This window comes from Parvularcula lutaonensis, from assembly GCF_014651915.1.
Lineage (GTDB): Bacteria > Pseudomonadota > Alphaproteobacteria > Caulobacterales > Parvularculaceae > Parvularcula > Parvularcula lutaonensis.
Genome location: NZ_BMXU01000002.1, coordinates 531,293 through 548,228 on the forward strand (window position 1 = coordinate 531,293; position 16,936 = coordinate 548,228).

Sequence of the window (16,936 nt, forward strand, 5' to 3'; positions counted from 1 at the left end):
TTTCAACCCTTGCGGTCCTTGGGATTGGGTTCCGCCGCGGAGTAGACCAGGGCAGCGGCCTCGGCACGGTTCCTGACGCCGAGCTTTCTGTAGGCTGACTTCGCATAGTCAGCGACCGTGTAGACGGAGAGGCCGCACAGGCGCGCCGCTTCCTTGCGGCTTTTGCCGTCGGCGATATGCCGGATGACTTCCGCTTCCCGCGGTGTCAGCAGCTCCTTGAGCCTGGCAGTATTGGCGGAGCCGAAGGGAGAGGGCAGCAACTCCTCGAGCCGCCGGTGGGCGAGAAGGCAGAACACCCGGAAGCTTTCGACCATGGGAAGGATCTCGCGCTCGAAGCTATCCCTGGGCAGCGGCGTTCCGAGATTGAAACCGCCGAAGCGGGGAGAGCCCTCGATCCGCATGGGCAGGGCAACGCCTGCGGTGAAACCAACTCGCGAGGCGTTGATGATGAACTGCTTCGCCTCGGGCGGCAGGTAGTCATGGGTGGGAAGATAGTGGAGCCCTGTCTTCGTCGGCGCGTATTGGCTGCAGGAGTAGGCGAGGAAAGGATCCTGGGCGGGGTCGGTGTCGGCGTAGATTTCCGGCACGTTGGTGAGCAGATCGGTGGCTCCGCCTTCACCGTCGACGGTGAGGTAGATCACGAAACTGATGCCGCCTGCTTTCAGGGTCGCAAGCGTGCGTTCCCACACGGCATTCCTGGTTTCGAGAGTTTCAAGGCTCTCGCCCGCCGCCAGAAAATCCACCACTGCGCCAGGCACTCCCCTCGAATGGGGGGATGGTAGTTGAGAACGCTCCTCCGGTACAGCCGAGGGGCGATATTCGCTCACGGGGGGCGGTTCTCGCGGCGGTCGGCACCACCATCGTGCCCGATCCGAAAGGCGCTACCGCGGCGGGTCTCTTGAGGGGGAGGCTGTCCCGATGGGCGCCAAGAAGGGCCGCAGCGAGGCTGCGGCCCTTCTGTTTTTCGGGCGTCTGGAACCGGCGGGGTGCGCACGTCGAAGCCTCTTCGTTCCGCAAGGCGAAAGAAAAGTGCTTGAGACGTGCCGGTTCCCCAGGCGATGAGGATCTTGGCGGTGGGGCTGGCCGAGCAGGCTGCCGTCGCCAATTCACTTGCGCTTTTGGGGCGGCTGGCGGCGCATCACGGTCCAGCCGTCACGGCCGAGGATCTCCAGCGGCTCGAACTTGCGCTTGTAGTCCATCTTCGGCGAGCCCTGCACCCAATAGCCGAGATAGACATAAGGCAGGCCAAGCTCCCGCGCGAGGCGGACATGGTCGGCAATCATGAAGGTGCCGAGCGAGCGCTTGCTCTCATCGGGCTCGAAGAAGCTGTAGACCATCGAGAGGCCGTCCTCGAGCCGGTCGGAAAGGGCACAGGCGAGAAGCTTGCCTTCCTCATTGCGGTATTCGAGGACGAAGGTGTCCACGGGCGTCTGCTCGACCATCTGCTGGTAGTCGAGGACGGTCATGTCTGTCATGCCCCCGCCGTCGTGACGCGCATCGAGATAACCGCGAAGGACAGAGAACTGCTCGGTTGTGACCGTGGCGGGGGTCATCTTGCGCGTCAGGTCGGCGTTCTTGCGGAACACCCGCTTGTAGCGGTCATCGTCGAAGCCCTCGGCAACGATGCGCACTGCCCGGCAGGCATTGCAGCCATCACAGGCCGGCAGGTACGCGATGTTCTGGGAACGCCTGAAACCGCGGCGGGAAAGGAGCGAATTCACCTCCGGCGCGCGGTCGCCGCCCAGGAAGGTGAAGATCTTCTTCTCCTTCCGCCCTTCAAGATAGGGGCAGTCCGACGCCGCCGTGACGTAGAATTCCGAACGTGACCCCAGGAAGAAGGTGTTCATCGACGCCGCTTTCTCCTCACGTCCAGCCCGGACAATCTAACACGCCAGAGCTTCAAAAGAGCTACCGTCGCACCCCGTCAGGATGAATCCGTTGGTGACAATTCGCAAGACCGGTAGCCTAGAGAAGCCCGACCGCGCGGAAATAGAACGGCGCCACCACAATATAGGTCAGCCAGAGCAGGATGGTCAGCGGCACGCCCACGCGGATGAAATCCCCGAACCGGTAATGCCCGGGGCCCATCACGAGGAGGTTGGTCTGGTAGGCGACGGGCGTCGCGAAGGAGCAGTTCGCAGCGTAGATGATCGTCAGCACCATGACAGTCGGATCAATCCCGGCTGCCGTCGCGGCGTTGACCCCGATCGGGGTCAAAAGGACGGCGGTGGCGTTGTTCGACAACAGGTTGGTCATGATCGCGGTGATCGCGAACACCACGGCCATCAACGTGATCGGACCACCATTCTCGGCCAGCGGTACGATGAAGGAAGCGAGATAGGCCGCGCCCCCCGTCCGGTCGAGGGCGAAGCCAAGCGCAAGCGCGACGCCGACCAGGAGGTAGACCCGTCTGTCCACGGCCCGGGCGGCCTGCCGCACATTGAGGCAGCCGGTGGCCACCATGAGCATGGCGCCAAGGATCGCGGCTACGGAAATAGGCAGGAACCCTGTCGACGCCGCGCCTACAACGCCGAGGAAGATCAGCGCCGCATAGCGGGCATGAGCGATATCCTGAATCTCCTGCATCGACCGTTCGAGCATGATGATGTCGCGGTCGCCGCGCAGGGCCCGCACATCAGAGCGGTCGCCGAGGATGAGGAGAACGTCACCAGCCTCCAGGCGGATCGAGGCGATATCGGTACGGATCATGCGGCTGCGCCGCTGCAGGCCGACAATGACGCAGTTGGTCTGGAAGCGGAAACGGATCTGGTTGATCGACCGTCCGATGATCCGCGAACCCGGCGCGACCACGGCTTCGACCATGGTGAGCTCCCCCGAAGCGCCCTCGGCGGTCTCGACCTCGCTCATGAAGCTGTCGAGAATCTGGGGCCTGCGGCGGAGCAGGTCCGTCAGCGCTGCACGGGTGCCGGCGACGATCAGCTTGTCACCCAGGCGCAGCTTCACGTCGTCAAAGGGCGGCAGGATCACCTCGTCCTTGCGCTGGATCATCCGGACGGTGATGTCGGGCAGTTCCTCGAAACGGCCGGCCTTGGGCGATGCGCCGATCAGCGGGTTGCCGCGGCCGATCTCGATCTGGGCGACGAACTGGCGACCGTCTTTCTCGACGAGGTCGTTGGGACCTTCGCGATCGGGCAAGAGGAAACGCGACGTGATGGCGAGGTAGATCGCGCCGACCGCGACGAGGACGAGGCCCATCGGCATCAGCGCGAAGAAGTCGAGGCGCGGTCCGCCGGCAAGTTCGAAGGCCTCCACCGCGAGCAGGTTCGTGGACGAACCGATGGTCGTGCACATACCGCCAAGGATTGAGAGGAAGCTTAGCGGCATCATCATCTTGGAGGAGGGGATGCCGCCCTGCGCCGCGATGGCCGCGATGATCGGCACGAACATGACCACGACCGGCGTGTTGTTGAGGAACGCCGAGACGACCGTGATGAAGGCGAAAATCAGCACGACCGCGAGCTTGCCGAGCTTTTCGTAGGCTTTGACGAGCACCTGTGTCGGGTATTCAAGCGCCCCCGACTGATACATTCCCTGTCCGACGATCAGCAGGCCGAGGATCGCGAACAACGCCGGGCTGGCGAACCCCATGAGAAGCTGGGCCGGGTCGAGCAGCACCTCCCCCGTGGTCGGATCCGAATAGGGAAAGAGCGCGAAGGGCACGATCAGCGCCACCAGCACCGCGCCGGAGACGACTTCGATCGAGAACCTGTCGAGTGCGTAGGCGATCACGGCGCCTGCAATGACCACCAGCACATACCACATCGGCCATTGCTGGATGAGTTCGTCCAAGGTCATGAAGGCAAACGGTCCCCGCGCATTTCTTGCATGGCGCAGAACGACGCGGGCGAGGCAACCAGCCTGCTCCCCGCCCCACGCTCGCCATATCGTTCTGCCACGATCCGACGGGGCCGCGCAATCAAAGGATGTCAGACCGTTAAGCCGAAACACCCTAGCTTTCGCGGGTGCGGCGCTTCTGGCATGGACGGCGCGCCATGCTTCGCCTATGGCCGAACGCTGTGTCTGATCCGTTTCGTCCCCTCAAGAACGCGTTTGCCCGCTACCCCACCGGGGTGACCGTCGTCAGCTGCGTCGGCAGCGACGGCAAACCGCTCGGCATCACCGTCAACAGCTTCAACTCCGTGGCGCTCGAGCCTGCGCTCGTCTCTTGGTGCCTCGACGACCATACGAGCGTGGCTGCCGAATTCCTCGCGGCGGACCATTATGCGGTCAGCATCCTGTCCGTGGACCAGGAAAAGGCGTGCATGCGCTTCGCCACGCCCGGCCAGCATGAATTCATCAATGGCGAGGGCGAAACCTTCAAGACCGGTGCGCCCTTGCTCAAAGGCCGCATCGCAGGCTTCGACTGCCGCCTCGCCGAGCGACTGAAGGTGGGCGACCACACCATCCTGATCGGTGAGATCGTCCATTTCGACAGCTTTCCGGGGAAGCCACTGGTCTATGCGGGCCGGCAATTCCTGTCCGGCCCGATGATCGAAGACTAGTCTGTCAGCAGCTTCGCGGCATGTTCCGCGGCATAGGTGATGATGGCGTCGGCCCCCGCGCGCTTGAAGCACAGGAGCGCCTCCATGAGGGCAGCGTCGAAGTCGAAGGCGCCTGCCTCGCTGGCCGCCCGCAGCATGGCGTATTCGCCTGACACCTGGAAGGCGACGGTCGGCAGGCCCCACTGGTCCTTCACCCGCGTGACCATGTCGAGATAGGCGAGTCCCGGCTTCACCATCAGCATGTCCGCGCCTTCGCCGACATCGAGGGCGGCTTCGCGCAGGCCTTCTTCGGCATTGCCGGGGTCCATCTGGTAGGTCCGCTTGTCGCCTTTCAGTGCCCCCCTGCTGCCCACGGCATCACGGTAAGGGCCATAGAACGCCGAAGCGTATTTCACGGCGTAAGAGAGGATTGCGACATCCTCGAAGCCCGCTCGGTCGAGCGCCTGCCTGATCGCGCCGACGCGTCCGTCCATCATGTCCGAAGGGGCGACCACGTCGAAACCGGTTTGGGCCAACGTCACCGCCTGGCGGCAGAGCGCCTCGACGGTCTGGTCGTTGAGGATCGTGCCGTCCTCGCCCATCAGGCCGTCATGGCCGTGGTCGGTATAGGGATCGAGCGCCACGTCGCCGATGATGACCGCCTCGGGCGCCTGTTGCTTGATCGCTCGGGCCGCGCGGCCCATCAAATTTTCGTGGTCGAAGGCCCTGCTGCCAGCGGCATCCCGGTCTGAAGCAGATGTGTACGGGAACAGGGCAAGCCCCCCGAGACCAGCCTTAACGGCGCGTTCGGCAAGGTCCGCCGCTTCAGTCACCGTCAGCCGCTCGACCCCCCTCATGGCCGGAATGGCAGCGGGGTCGCCTTCCTCGCGCAAAATCACGCCTTGGATCAGATCGCTGGGGGAAACTCTTGATTCCCGGACGAGAGACCGGATGCCGTTAGATTTTCTGAGCCTGCGGAGGCGTGTCAGCGGGAAGGAACCGTGATAATTCTTCATGAATACCCGTATTGAGCGATTTGATTTAGGTTCAAGCGTGTCACAGATTGTCCCTTGTTGGCGAATTCTTCACACTGGCCTTGTTAGATCGGACCTGCACGATGCCCGACCCCTCGAACGAGCAGACAGAGACGATGCACAATCAAGCGACAGCCCGCTCCTTGGACAATGCCGATGACAGCCTCGAGATCCAGCCGCTTTACCTGCGGCTGCTGACGCTGATTGAACGGCTCCATCGCCAGCTCCTGGACGTCATCAAGGACGAACTGGAGCGCGTGGACCAGACGGACATCAACGCCGTACAGGCGCTCCTCCTTTACAACATCGGCGACAGCGAGCTGACGGCCGGGGAACTCCGCACCCGCGGCCATTATCTCGGCTCGAATGTCAGCTACAACCTCAAGAAGCTCGTCGAGGCCGGTTATATCAGCCATGAGCGTTCCGAGCGCGACCGCCGTTCGGTCCGCGTCTCGCTGACGGAAACGGGTTTCGCGGTGCGGGACAAGATCGACGCGCTGTTCAACCGCCATCTCGAGAGCCTTGAGAAGGTTGGTGACGTCTCGTCGGACATGATTTCGGGCACCAATCTGACGCTCGACCGGCTCGAGCGCTTCTGGGCTGACCAGATCCGCTACCAGCTCTGATCCTGCCCGCGGCGCATCGCCGCCGCGGCGCTCTCGGGAGCAGCGATTTCCCCTAGCGATATTACGTATGTCGCGTCCGTGATTTCTTGTGCTAGCGGGGGCCGCATGACGTTCAATTACCAAGCCGCGTTCCAGAAGGCCCTTGGCGAAGTCCACGCCGAGGGCCGCTATCGTGTTTTTGCCGATCTGGAGCGCGACTGCGGCCGCTTCCCGCAGGCCATCATCCACAAGGATGACGGTTCGACCCAGGAGATCACCGTCTGGTGCTCCAACGACTATCTCGGGATGGGCCAGCACGAGGCCGTCCTCTCCGCAATGAAGAATGCCATCGACCATGTTGGCGCAGGCGCTGGCGGCACGCGCAACATTGCAGGCACCACCCACTACCATGTCCTTCTGGAGAAGGAGCTGGCCGACCTTCACGAGAAGGAAGCGGCGCTCCTCTTCACCTCGGGCTACATCGCCAACGAGGCGACGCTGACGACGCTGGCCAAGCTGCTTCCGGGCGTCGTGATCCTGTCGGACGAGCTCAACCACGCCTCCATGATCCAGGGCATTCGCGGTGGCCGCGGCCCGAAGATGATCTGGCGCCACAATGACGTCGAACATCTCGAAGAGCTCCTCGCGCAGCTTCCCGAAGACCAGCCGAAGATCGTCGCCTTCGAGAGCGTCTATTCGATGGACGGCGATATCGCGCCGATCGAGGAGATCTGCCGCGTCGCGAAGAAATACGGTGCCTTCACCTATCTCGACGAAGTCCACGGCGTCGGGCTTTACGGCCTGCGGGGCGGCGGTGTCGCCCAGCGCGATGGCGTCCTCGACATGGTTGACTGCGTCGAGGGCACCCTCGGCAAGGCGATCGGTGTCATGGGCGGCTATATCGCCGGATCAGCCGAGCTGGTCGACGCGATCCGTTCCTTCGCTTCGAGCTTCATTTTCACGACGGCGCTGTCCCCGGTCCTTGTCGCTGGCGCGCTGCAGTCTGTCCGTATCCTGAAGGAAGCGCAGTCGATGCGGGACGAACACCAGGCGCGGGCCGCGCATCTCAAGATGGCGCTCGAGGAGAAGGGCCTGCCGGTGATGCCGAGCGAGAGCCATATCGTGCCGGTGTTTGTCGGCGACCCCGTGCATTGCAAGGCTATCTCCGACCGGCTGCTCAACGAGTTCGGCGTCTACGTCCAGCCAATCAACTATCCGACCGTGCCGAAGGGGACGGAGCGCCTGCGTTTCTCTCCGACGCCGCTGCACACGGAGGAGCATGTCGAGCATCTCGTGGACGCGCTCGATGCTCTGTGGGCGGAGTGCAAGCTTGCCCGCGGCGAGCTTCCGACGGACCGGATCGCTGCGCAATAGGTTCAAGCGCGAACCCGTAAGGAAGAGCGCCCTGCGGGGCGCTTTTTGTGTGTGGAGCCTCACCCCTCCCCCGCGGGAGAGGTGAAGTCAGGGCTCACTTCCCGTCAGGGCGCGGAAACACCACCGTCTCGCCTTGCTGGTCAAATGCGGGCTCCAGCATGTCGGCAATCCGTTCACCGATCTTCTCGGGCGGGGTGATCGTCGAGGGGTCCTCGCCGGGCATGGCCTCGGCGCGCATCTCGGTCGCCGTCGGGCCGGGGTCGATGAGGTTCGCACGCAGGCCTTCGCGCTGCTCGGCGGCGTAGGTCTTCACCAGTGCCTCGAACGCGGCCTTCGACGCAGCGTAGGTTCCCCAGAACGGCTTGAACACATGCGCTGCGCGGGAGGTGACACCGACGACGCGGGCATCGCCTGCTTTCTGCAGCAGCGGATCGAGGAGCTTCAGGAGCGCTAGGTTCGCATGAAGGTTGACCGTGAAGGTCTTGTGCCACTCCTTGCCCAGGATATCGACGACCGGCGTCAGCGGGCCGAGCAGGCCGGCATTGAGGACCAGTCCGTCGAGCTTCTCGAAGCGCTGCTCGAGCGCGGTAGGAAGACGGGTCAGGGCCTCTTCGCTTTCAAGGTCAGCGGGGATCAGCACCGCCTTGCCGTTCGTCTTCCGGACCTCGTCATCGAGCGCTTCGAGGCCCGAGACAGTGCGCGCGAGGGCAATGACCGTCGCCCCGCGCTTTGCAGCGGCAAGGGCCGTCGCATAACCGATGCCGCGGCTCGCGCCCGTTACAAGAATGGTGCGTCCACTGAGTGTATCAGAGGGCATTGCGGATCCTTTCGGCGATCTTTTCGAGGTCCTTGGTGTCAGCCATGCCCTCGCCGTGGCGGCCGAGCGACTGTCCCTCCCAGACCGGAATGATATGGAAATGGGTATGAAAGACGGTCTGTCCTGCCGCTTCGCCATTGAATTGGACGATACGGAAACCATCAGGGTTCAGCGCTTTCACGATAGCCTGCGAAACCGTCTGCACCGTGCGCATGATGCGGCACATCTCGTCTGGATCGAGGTCGGTGATGTTCACCGCCTTGGCCAGCTTGCTGATGACGAGCGTATGACCCTCCGACTGCGGAAAGGCATCCATGAAGGCAAGAGTGTGCTCGTCCTCGAAGACAGCGACCTTCGGCAGCTCGCCACGGATGATCCTGGCGAAGACATTGTTGTCATCATAGCTGATGTTCAGGCTCATTCTTCATCCTTCCAGCTATGGCCGCAGGTGGCGCATCGCAGGCTGTCCGTTGCGGGCGCGAACGGGAACAGCGATGCGAATAAAGCAGTGACGGCGAGGGGGAAACCCCATGCTCGCCGTCGCCTGACTTTCGTGCTCTTGCACCGCGGGCAGGGGGCAAATCTCGGCTTCGGGCGTTTTTCTTCGAGCGCCTTTGTCGCCATGAAGGCATCCTGATTGGCCGCCATGATCCTGAACCCGCCGAGGCCGATAGCGAGTTCGGGTCTCGCGCTGAGGGTGTGGTAGTCGGCAATCTCGACGTCAAAGCCCCTGGACCGCAGATACCCGACGACGACCTGCGCCTCGCCGAGGTCATAGATGCGCGCGATCTCCTTCATCCGCCCTTCTTAAACGGTGTGTAGCCTCTGAGAAGCTCGATTTCCTCCTCCATGTGGTGCCGCTCGCGCTTGAGGTAGTCGACCACGGCGTCGTGGAAGCCCGGATCGATCATGCGGTGGGCCGAGCGTATCGCGACAGGCTCGTAGCCCCGTGCGATCTTGTGCTCGCCCTGCGCGCCCGCCTCGACCCTCTTCAGGCCATGCGTGAGCGCATAGTCGATCGCCTGATAGTAGCAGAGCTCGAAATGAAGGAACGGAACGTGCTCGGAACATCCCCAGTAGCGGCCATAGAGGGTGTCGCCGCCGACAAGGTTCATCGCACCTGCGATATACTCGTCGCCTCGCTTCGCGAAGATGAAGAGAAGCCTGTCGGCCATCCGCTCGGCAAGGATCGTGAAGGCAGTCCGCGTCAGATAGGGATTGCCCCACTTCCGCGCGCCGGTGTCCTGGTAGAACCACCAGAAGGCGTCCAGATGCCGCTCCTCAATGTCCTTGCCGGAGACCCATTCGATCGCCAGCCCGCTTTTCGCTATAGCGTCCCGTTCCTTGCGCAGGGCCTTGCGCTTGCGGGAGGCGAGGGCGTCAAGGAAGCCCTGCCAGTCACCGAAGCCCCTGTCCTCGAAATGGTACTGCTCACCGATCCTGATGACATATCCCTGATCCTCCGCTGTCTGAGCGTCCTCTTCGGTGAGGAAGTTGAGATGCGCGCCTGACAGGCCCATGCGCGCTGCGACCTGCTGCGCCCCTGCTGCGAGGAGCGCACGGTCCTCCGCCTGCGGAGCGAGAAGCTTGCGGGCTGTAGCCGGGGTGAAGGGGACGGCGGAGAGGAGCTTCGGATAGTAGCGCCCGCCAGCGCGGCTGTAGGCATCGGCAAAGGCGTGGTCGAAGATATACTCGCCCTGGCTGTGACCCTTGAGATAGGCAGGCATTGCGCCTGCGATCCTGCCGCCCCTGCGCAGGAGGATATGCGCGGGCTGCCAGCCTGTCTCCGGCCTCGCCGAACCCGAGCTCTCCATCGCTTCGAGGAAGTCCCACGAGACGAACGGGTTGTAGACCGCGCCCTCGGGATTGGCGACGGCGTCCCATTCCTGCCGATCGAGCTCGGAAAGGGTGTGGATGGTCTCGATCGTCGCCTGCGGTTCGCTCATTCCCGCGATGTAGGGCATGGGATGGCGCTGCCACAGCCCTCGCGGGGCGCGAAAAAGAAAAAGCCGCACCCCGAGAGGTGCGGCTTTCCCTTGGAGGCGAGGCCCCGCGTCCGAATGAGGGGGGCGGTTCTTGGGGCCTCTGTCACGACGGTCACCCGCCGAAGTCCTTGCAGGCTGCTGCTCTGCGCCCAGCGCCCGCTCGGTTACGGGATTGTTAACCACGAGAAATCGAGCGCGGCAACATCGCGGCCAGTTGTAGCTGCAGTTGCCGATGCAACCGCAAGGATCAGCCCTCGATTCGATCGAGCGCCCAGCGAGCGGCAGCCTTCACATGCAGCTCTGCCGTGGCGAACACTTCCACATCCGGCAGGTCGTCCTGGCCGACCAGCAGCATGATCTCCGTGCAGCCCAGGATCAGGCCCTGTGCACCCTGTTCACGTTGGAGCCGACGGGCGATCTGGCAGAAGCGCTCGCGCGACTCCTCCGTGAACTGAAACTTGACCAGCTCCTCGAAGATGACGCGGTGGACTTCTTCCTTCTCCGCGTCGTTTGGCGTCAGGAGCGTGACGCCCGCCTTCTCCTCGACCTCGCGCATGACAAGGCCGTGGTCCATGGTGGAGCGGGTACCGAAGATCGCAATCCGTTCGAGGCCCGAAGCTTTCACCGCTTGGACCAGCGGGGCACTGATGGGCAGGAACGGCGTCTCCTTCCGCGCCATAATCGGGGCCATCACTTCGTGGACGGTGTTCGAGACACCGAGGATGATATCGGAACCAGCCGCGATCAGCCCGTCGATCTTGCCCTCGACATAGGCTTCAAGGCCGCCCCAGTCGCCGGCCTGCACGAAGGCGCCGACATTGCCGAAATTCATCCCCATGATGAGCGTTTCAGCCATATCGTCACCACCGAGCTCGCGCTGAAGCTCCGCATTCAGCATATCGTAATAGCGCGAGGTGATGACATGGCTGGTGCCGCCGAGAATGCCGATGGTCGGCTGGCGGAGTGGGCGTTGGCGATCGGGCATGGCGTCCTGAAGCATATGCTAGAGCGGCTTCAACGCTCCTGTTTCTGAATTTCGGAAGCGAAATCCTTCGCCCGTTTCTGCACAGCGTCCATGTAATTCGTAATAACGGGCTCGTACAGCTTCAGATATGCCGCCTGCATCTGAGGCGCTTTCTCAATTATCGATCGGCCTTCCGGGGAGTCATAGAACGCAGCTGCCGCATTGAGTTCGGCGACCGTGTAAGTTTGGGCGCTCGCCTCGATCAGAGCCTCTTCCAACTGCGGCCTGAACGCCCGGAACTCATCCAACGCGAGTTCAATGACCAGAGCTTTGAACTCAGGCGGCATGTCCCCCAGAGACACCGCCGCTACCACTTGCTCTAGCATCCCCCCAGGCGCGAGCATCTGGTCGAACTGCTTCTGCATCATGGGGCTGTTGACGTACTGCTCGGCGGCTTCGCGTCGCTCTCGATAAGAATCTGCTGGCTGGGCATTTTCGGAAGCGATCGCTTCCGAGGTCACCGAGGATACAACGAAAGACAGCAGGCCGAAGCCTGCTGCGATGATTCTTGATGGCATTCTTGGAACCCTTCTTGATGTCCGTCGGAACTTCCCATCAGAAAGGGTTTGAACTCAACGCTTTTTTCAGCGCTGGTCCATCGGCACGAAGTCGCGTTTTGCTGCGCCGGTGTAGAGCTGGCGCGGACGGCCGATTTTCTGGTTCGGGTCCTCGAGCATTTCGCGCCACTGGGCGATCCAACCCACCGTGCGGGCAAGGGCGAAGAGCGGCGTGAACATCGAGCGGGGGAAGCCCAGTGCACGGAGCGTGATGCCCGAATAGAAGTCGATGTTCGGGTAGAGCTTCTTCTCGACGAAGTACTCGTCTTCGAGGGCGATCTTCTCGAGTTCTTTCGCAACGTCGAGGAGCGGGTCCTTGACGCCGACGGCTTCGAGGACTTCCGCCGAAGCCTTCTGCATGACTTTCGCCCGCGGGTCGTAGTTCTTGTAGACCCGGTGACCGAAGCCCATCAGGCGGAACGGATCGGACTTGTCCTTCGCCTTGGCGATATATTCCGGGATCCGATCAACCGTGCCGATTTCCTGCAGCATGTTGAGGGCAGCTTCGTTCGCGCCGCCATGGGCCGGGCCCCAGAGGCAGGCAATGCCGGCCGCAATACAGGCAAAGGGGTTGGCGCCCGACGAGCCTGCCAGACGGACCGTCGAGGTCGACGCGTTCTGCTCGTGGTCCATGTGCAGAATGAAGATCTTGTCGAGAGCCGAAGCGAGGGTCTTGTTGACCTCGTAATCCTCCGCCGGGACCGAGAAGCACATATGCATGAAGTTCTCGGTGTAATGAAGATCGTTACGCGGATAAACGAAGGGCTGGCCGATGGTGTATTTGTAGGCCATGGCCGCAATGGTCGGCATCTTGGCGATCATGCGGTGCACGGCGATCTTGCGCGCCTCGGGATCGTGGATGTCGGTGGAGTCGTGGTAGAATGCCGAGAGGGCACCGACCGCACCGCACATGATGGCCATCGGGTGTGCATCACGACGGAAGCCATCGAAGAACTTCAGGAAGTGCTCGTGCACCATGGTGTGGTAGGTGATGTCGTTGCGGAACTTCGCGCACTCTTCCCGTGTCGGAAGCTCGCCTTCGAGGAGGAGGTACGCCGTCTCGATGAAGTCGGCCTGTTCGGCCAGCTGCTCGATCGGGTAGCCGCGATAGAGGAGCATGCCCTCATCGCCGTCGATGAAGGTGATCTGGCTTTCGCAGGAGGCGGTGGAGGTGAAGCCGGGGTCGAAGGTGAACTTTCCGGTGACCTTCGTCAGGTTCCGGATATCGATGACTTCGTTGCCGTGGGTGCCTTTGTAGACCGGGAACTCCGTGCCTTCGATAATCGCCGTGCCGGCCTGCTGGATCTTGCTTTGCATTATTCGTATCTCCTCGCGCGGCAGCGCGGATTGGACATCTGCGCCTGCCGTGGGGGTTATGGCGTGCTGATCTGCACGCCCTTTGTTGCGGCGCGACAATAAGGGCTTGGGCCAAGACCGCAAGTTAGTCCTTTCGCGCAGTCGGTCGAGATGACGGAGTTACGCAGAAAAACTGTCCTGCGCGGCGGTGATCCGGGCCAGCGCCTCGTCCCGGCCAAGGGCGAAAAGCGTCTCGCCAAGGGTCGGCGCCGGGTTCCCTGCCGTCAGCGCAGCGCGCAGGGGCGGGCCGACCTGGCCGAAGCCGACGCCGTTCTCCTCGGCATAGGTCTGGACGGCGAGATCCAGGGTGGCCGGGTCCCAGCTCTCCACGGTCTCCAGCTTCTGCGCGAGGGCCGCGAGATGGCCAAGCGCACCGTCTTTCTTCAGGGGCTTGGCGGCCTTGCCGGTGATCTCGAAAGGACGCTCGAGGAGCAGGAAAGCCGCGGCATTTCTGGCCTCCGAGAGGAGTTTCATCCGCGGCTTCAGGAACGGCGCGGCGCGGGTGATCATCTCTCTCTGGGCCTCCGATGGCGGCTTCTCGAGGAAGGGCGCGATCGCGTCGGCGAAGTCCTCATCGGCAATGCCTTCGATATAATGCGCGTTCGTGTTCGCCATCTTGTCCGGGTCGAGACGCGCCGGGGCCTTGCCGATTCCGCCGAGGTCGAACCACGCGAGCGCCTGTTCCCTGGTGATGATCTCGTCATCGCCATGGCTCCAGCCGAGCTTGAGAAGGGCGTTCATCAACCCCTCGGGCACGAAGCCCTGGTCGCGATAGGCTTCGACACCGAGGGCCCCATGGCGCTTCGATAGTTTTTTCCCATCATTGCCGTGGATCAGCGGAATGTGCGCGAAGACCGGCACGTCCCAGCCCATCGCCTCGTAGATCTGCTGCTGCTTCGGCGTGTTGTTGAGGTGGTCATCGCCGCGGATGACATGCGTCACGCCCATGTCATGGTCATCGACGACGACGGCCAGCATGTAGGTCGGCGTGCCGTCCGAGCGCAGGAGCACGACGTCGTCCGAAGTCGCGTTGGGGAAGCGCACCTCGCCCTGGACCTCGTCCTTGACGATTGTTTCGCCCTCAATCGGCGCCTTGAGGCGGATCGAATAGGGACCTTCGCCCTCGCCGCCATCGCGATAGGGGCTGGTGAAGCGAATGTTCTTCTCGCGCGCTTCCTCCCGCGCCTTGTCGAGTTCTTCGCCAGCGAGCCAGCATTTGAAGGCCTTGCCGCGTTTGAGGAGCTCATGGGCCACCTGCTTGTGCCGGTCGGCGCGCTCGAATTGGCTGAGCGGCTCGCCATCCCAGTCGAGGCCGAGCCATGTCAGGCCATCGAGGATCGCTTCCACCGCGGCCTCGTTGTGCCGTGCGCGGTCGGTGTCCTCGATGCGCAGCAGGAACTTCGATCCATCGGCAGCCGCGTTCCTCCGCGCATACAACCAGTTGAAAAGGGCAGTTCGGGCGCCGCCTATGTGCAAATAACCTGTCGGAGACGGTGCGAAACGCGTGACGATCGGCTTAGTGTCGGCGGTCATGAGAGTTCCCTGGGGCGAAAAAGCGCTGAAAGGCGGCCACCTAAGCGGCCTTGGCGCATTCGCCAAGCGCTCACGCTGGCGCGTCTTCTGGCGCGACCTGTCCGCCACCTTCCGCCGCTGGTCGGCGATGGAGGAACGGCGGTTCATCCTCTGGGCGCCGTGCCTGATGGCGGCGGGGATCGTGCTGTGGTTCTCGTTGAATGAACCGCCGGGCGCCGGCGTGGCGGTTTTCGCTGCGGCCAGCGCCTGCCTTCTCTGGACGGCGGCCAGCTCTCGCCGGGTCGAAGGGGCGAGGCTCGCGGCAAGGGCGATGACCTGCTTCCTCGGCGGCATGGCGCTCATTGCTCTCCGTACGGAGATGGTCGAGGCGCCGCTCATTCCCACGGATATGTCAGCAGAGGTGCGCGGCACGCTCGTCGATGTCGAGATGCGCGAGCGCGACCGGCGCTATAACATTCGGGTGGAGAGCATCTCGTATCTCGACGACCCGCCGCGCAAGGTGCGGGTGATCTGGCGGGGTGAGCCCAATGGCGCCAAGCCGGGGGACCGCGTGTCGCTTCGAGCCCAGCTCACCCCTCCGCCGGGTCCTGCCATGCCCGGCGGCTACGACTTCGCGCGGGCCATGCGTTACGAGGGGATCGGTGGGGTCGGCTTCTCCTATGAACCGCCGCGTGTGATCGAGGGCGTGGGTGCAAGTCTCCGTATGCGGATCGAGGCCCTGCGCGAAGCCGTGGCCGACCGTGTCGAGCGCAAGATCGGCGGACCCGAGGGCGCAGTCGCTGCAGCCCTGATGACAGGAAAGCGCGAGCGGATCGGTGAGGAGAATGTCAACGACCTTCGCGATGCCGGCCTTGCGCATCTTCTTGCCATCTCGGGTCTCCACATGGGGCTTGTCTGCGGGTTCCTCTTCTGGACCCTGCGCGCGCTCCTTGTACGGAGCGAATGGCTCGCGCTCCATGCGCCGATCAAGAAATGGGCGGCGGCAGGCGCACTGCTCGGCGGCTTGTTCTATCTCGCGCTCTCAGGCGGGGCGTGGTCGGCGCAGCGAGCCTTCATCATGGCCGCGATCGTCTTCGGCGCGATCCTGTTCGACAGGCGCGGGATCTCGCTCAGGAACGCGGCACTCGCGGCCCTGGTCATCATGACCCTGCGCCCCGAGGCGGTCGTCGCACCGGGTTTCCAGATGTCATTCGCCGCTGTCGTCACGCTGATCTCGGCCTTCGGTTTCATCGATGAGCGCTGGCCCCGCGAAGGTGAACGCAGCACGCTGACAAAAGTTGGTGGCTTCCTCGGTGGCCTCACCCTGACAAGCTTCCTCGCGGGTCTGGCGACAGGGCCCTTCGCAGCCTATCATTTCGGCCGGATTGCGAGTTTCGGTCTTCTCGGCAACATGCTCGCCATGCCGATCATCACCCTCGCGGTGATGCCGGCCATGGTCCTGGCGATGTTCCTCATGCCGTTCGGGCTCGATGGCCCAGTTCTCTTTCTTGTCGGGCAGGGCATTGGCATCGTCCTCGCCATCGCCGATTGGACGGCAGGTCTTCCAGGTGCGGTGAAACTGGTGCCGCAGCTTGCGCCAGCAGGGATCGTGCTGGCGTCAGCGGGGCTTCTGACGCTCGCTCTTGCAAGGGCGCCGTGGCGGCTGGCAGGTGCAGCGCTGGTGCTCCTCGCGCTGCCGGCAGGGCTCACCGTTCAGCAGCCTGATATTTTCCTCAGCCGCGACCTGCGCAATGTCGGTGTCGTGCAGGAAAGCGGAGAGGCGCAGCTCGCCATCCTCTCCAAGCGCCGCGACCGGTTCACTGTCGAGGCATGGCTGCAGTCCCTTGGCACGGCCCCGGAGATCAAGATGCAGGAGACCATGAGGGGCTGCACCAAGGGGCCTTGCGGAACCGCGCTTCCCCGAGGGGGGCGCCTTACGGTCATCACGGACCGCGCCGACCTCATGGATGCCTGCGCGGGTTCGGAGATCGTGGTGCTTCGTGCACGGAGTGCTGAAGGAGATGCCCGTGACTGTAGCGCGCTGCTCGTCTCCCTTCGCGCGGATGGCACCCACCCGGCGGCGAGTTTGCGCCGGGAGGCGACAGGCTGGGTCCTGGATCTTGCGAGGTAGCTCTGATCCCGGAAGGTCCAAAGCCTTCGGGGGACCCAA

The 16,936-nt window shown here is 63.3% G+C and carries 16 protein-coding genes; 4 read left to right on the forward strand and 12 right to left on the reverse strand.

What is annotated here, in order from left to right; all coding sequences use genetic code 11:
- Positions 1–2: 2 nt before the first annotated feature.
- The 3 genes from IE053_RS10930 to IE053_RS10940 form a co-directional block, all read right to left on the reverse strand.
- Positions 3–746 carry a helix-turn-helix transcriptional regulator gene (locus IE053_RS10930; protein WP_189575892.1) on the reverse strand — a complete coding sequence of 248 codons (744 nt, stop codon included), beginning with the start codon at positions 744–746 and terminating at the stop codon, positions 3–5.
- Positions 747–1,106: 360 nt separating this feature from the next.
- Positions 1,107–1,847: an arginyltransferase gene (locus tag IE053_RS10935; RefSeq protein ID WP_189575893.1), complete on the reverse strand. Its 741-nt coding sequence runs from the start codon at positions 1,845–1,847 to the stop codon at positions 1,107–1,109.
- Between the two features lie 118 nt (positions 1,848–1,965).
- On the reverse strand, positions 1,966–3,816 hold the full coding sequence (locus IE053_RS10940; RefSeq protein WP_189575895.1) for an SLC13 family permease: 1,851 nt from the start codon (positions 3,814–3,816) through the stop codon (positions 1,966–1,968).
- 221 nt (positions 3,817–4,037) lie between these two features.
- Between IE053_RS10940 and IE053_RS10945 the strand changes: the two genes are divergently transcribed.
- Positions 4,038–4,523, forward strand: a complete 486-nt coding sequence (locus tag IE053_RS10945; RefSeq protein WP_189575897.1) for a flavin reductase family protein — start codon at positions 4,038–4,040, stop codon at positions 4,521–4,523.
- Here IE053_RS10945 and hemB read toward each other — a convergent pair.
- Complete coding sequence (gene hemB / locus IE053_RS10950; RefSeq protein WP_189575899.1) at positions 4,520–5,518, reverse strand: porphobilinogen synthase; 999 nt, start codon at positions 5,516–5,518, stop codon at positions 4,520–4,522. The two genes, IE053_RS10945 and hemB, sit on opposite strands and share 4 nt — an antisense overlap.
- Before the next feature lie 134 nt (positions 5,519–5,652).
- Here hemB and ldtR point away from each other — a divergent pair, with 134 nt between their 5' ends.
- On the forward strand, positions 5,653–6,162 hold the full coding sequence (gene ldtR, locus IE053_RS10955; protein ID WP_189576951.1) for a transcriptional regulator LdtR: 510 nt from the start codon (positions 5,653–5,655) through the stop codon (positions 6,160–6,162).
- A gap of 105 nt (positions 6,163–6,267) precedes the next feature.
- Positions 6,268–7,515, forward strand: coding sequence for a 5-aminolevulinate synthase (gene hemA, locus IE053_RS10960; RefSeq protein WP_189575901.1), 1,248 nt, complete (start codon positions 6,268–6,270; stop codon positions 7,513–7,515).
- Positions 7,516–7,609: 94 nt separating this feature from the next.
- Here hemA and IE053_RS10965 read toward each other — a convergent pair whose 3' ends face one another.
- The 8 genes from IE053_RS10965 to gltX all read right to left on the reverse strand — a co-directional run bounded on the left by IE053_RS10965 (position 7,610) and on the right by gltX (position 14,787).
- A complete protein-coding gene (locus IE053_RS10965) occupies positions 7,610–8,332 on the reverse strand; it encodes an SDR family NAD(P)-dependent oxidoreductase (RefSeq protein WP_189575903.1) in 723 nt (240 codons plus the stop codon).
- Positions 8,322–8,753: an HIT family protein gene (locus IE053_RS10970; protein ID WP_189575905.1), complete on the reverse strand. Its 432-nt coding sequence runs from the start codon at positions 8,751–8,753 to the stop codon at positions 8,322–8,324. Before IE053_RS10970 ends, IE053_RS10965 begins: the two co-directional genes overlap by 11 nt.
- Complete coding sequence (locus IE053_RS10975; RefSeq protein ID WP_189575906.1) at positions 8,750–9,130, reverse strand: putative signal transducing protein; 381 nt, start codon at positions 9,128–9,130, stop codon at positions 8,750–8,752. The genes IE053_RS10970 and IE053_RS10975 overlap by 4 nt, the downstream gene beginning before the upstream one ends.
- Positions 9,127–10,278 (reverse strand): GNAT family N-acetyltransferase, encoded by a 1,152-nt coding sequence (locus tag IE053_RS10980; RefSeq protein ID WP_229786184.1) that lies wholly within the window; start codon positions 10,276–10,278, stop codon positions 9,127–9,129. Before IE053_RS10980 ends, IE053_RS10975 begins: the two co-directional genes overlap by 4 nt.
- Positions 10,279–10,564: 286 nt before the next feature.
- A complete protein-coding gene (locus IE053_RS10985; RefSeq protein ID WP_189575910.1) occupies positions 10,565–11,302 on the reverse strand; it encodes an aspartate/glutamate racemase family protein in 738 nt (245 codons plus the stop codon).
- A gap of 29 nt (positions 11,303–11,331) precedes the next feature.
- Positions 11,332–11,859 carry a DUF2059 domain-containing protein gene (locus tag IE053_RS10990; protein ID WP_189575918.1) on the reverse strand — a complete coding sequence of 176 codons (528 nt, stop codon included), beginning with the start codon at positions 11,857–11,859 and terminating at the stop codon, positions 11,332–11,334.
- A 66-nt stretch (positions 11,860–11,925) separates the two neighbouring features.
- Positions 11,926–13,215, reverse strand: a complete 1,290-nt coding sequence (locus IE053_RS10995) for a citrate synthase (protein ID WP_189575925.1) — start codon at positions 13,213–13,215, stop codon at positions 11,926–11,928.
- Positions 13,216–13,374: 159 nt separating this feature from the next.
- Positions 13,375–14,787 (reverse strand): glutamate--tRNA ligase, encoded by a 1,413-nt coding sequence (gene gltX / locus IE053_RS11000; RefSeq protein WP_189575928.1) that lies wholly within the window; start codon positions 14,785–14,787, stop codon positions 13,375–13,377.
- Here gltX and IE053_RS11005 point away from each other — a divergent pair.
- Complete coding sequence (locus IE053_RS11005; protein WP_189575937.1) at positions 14,786–16,897, forward strand: ComEC/Rec2 family competence protein; 2,112 nt, start codon at positions 14,786–14,788, stop codon at positions 16,895–16,897. The genes gltX and IE053_RS11005 overlap by 2 nt on opposite strands.
- The last annotated feature ends 39 nt before the right edge of the window (positions 16,898–16,936 follow it).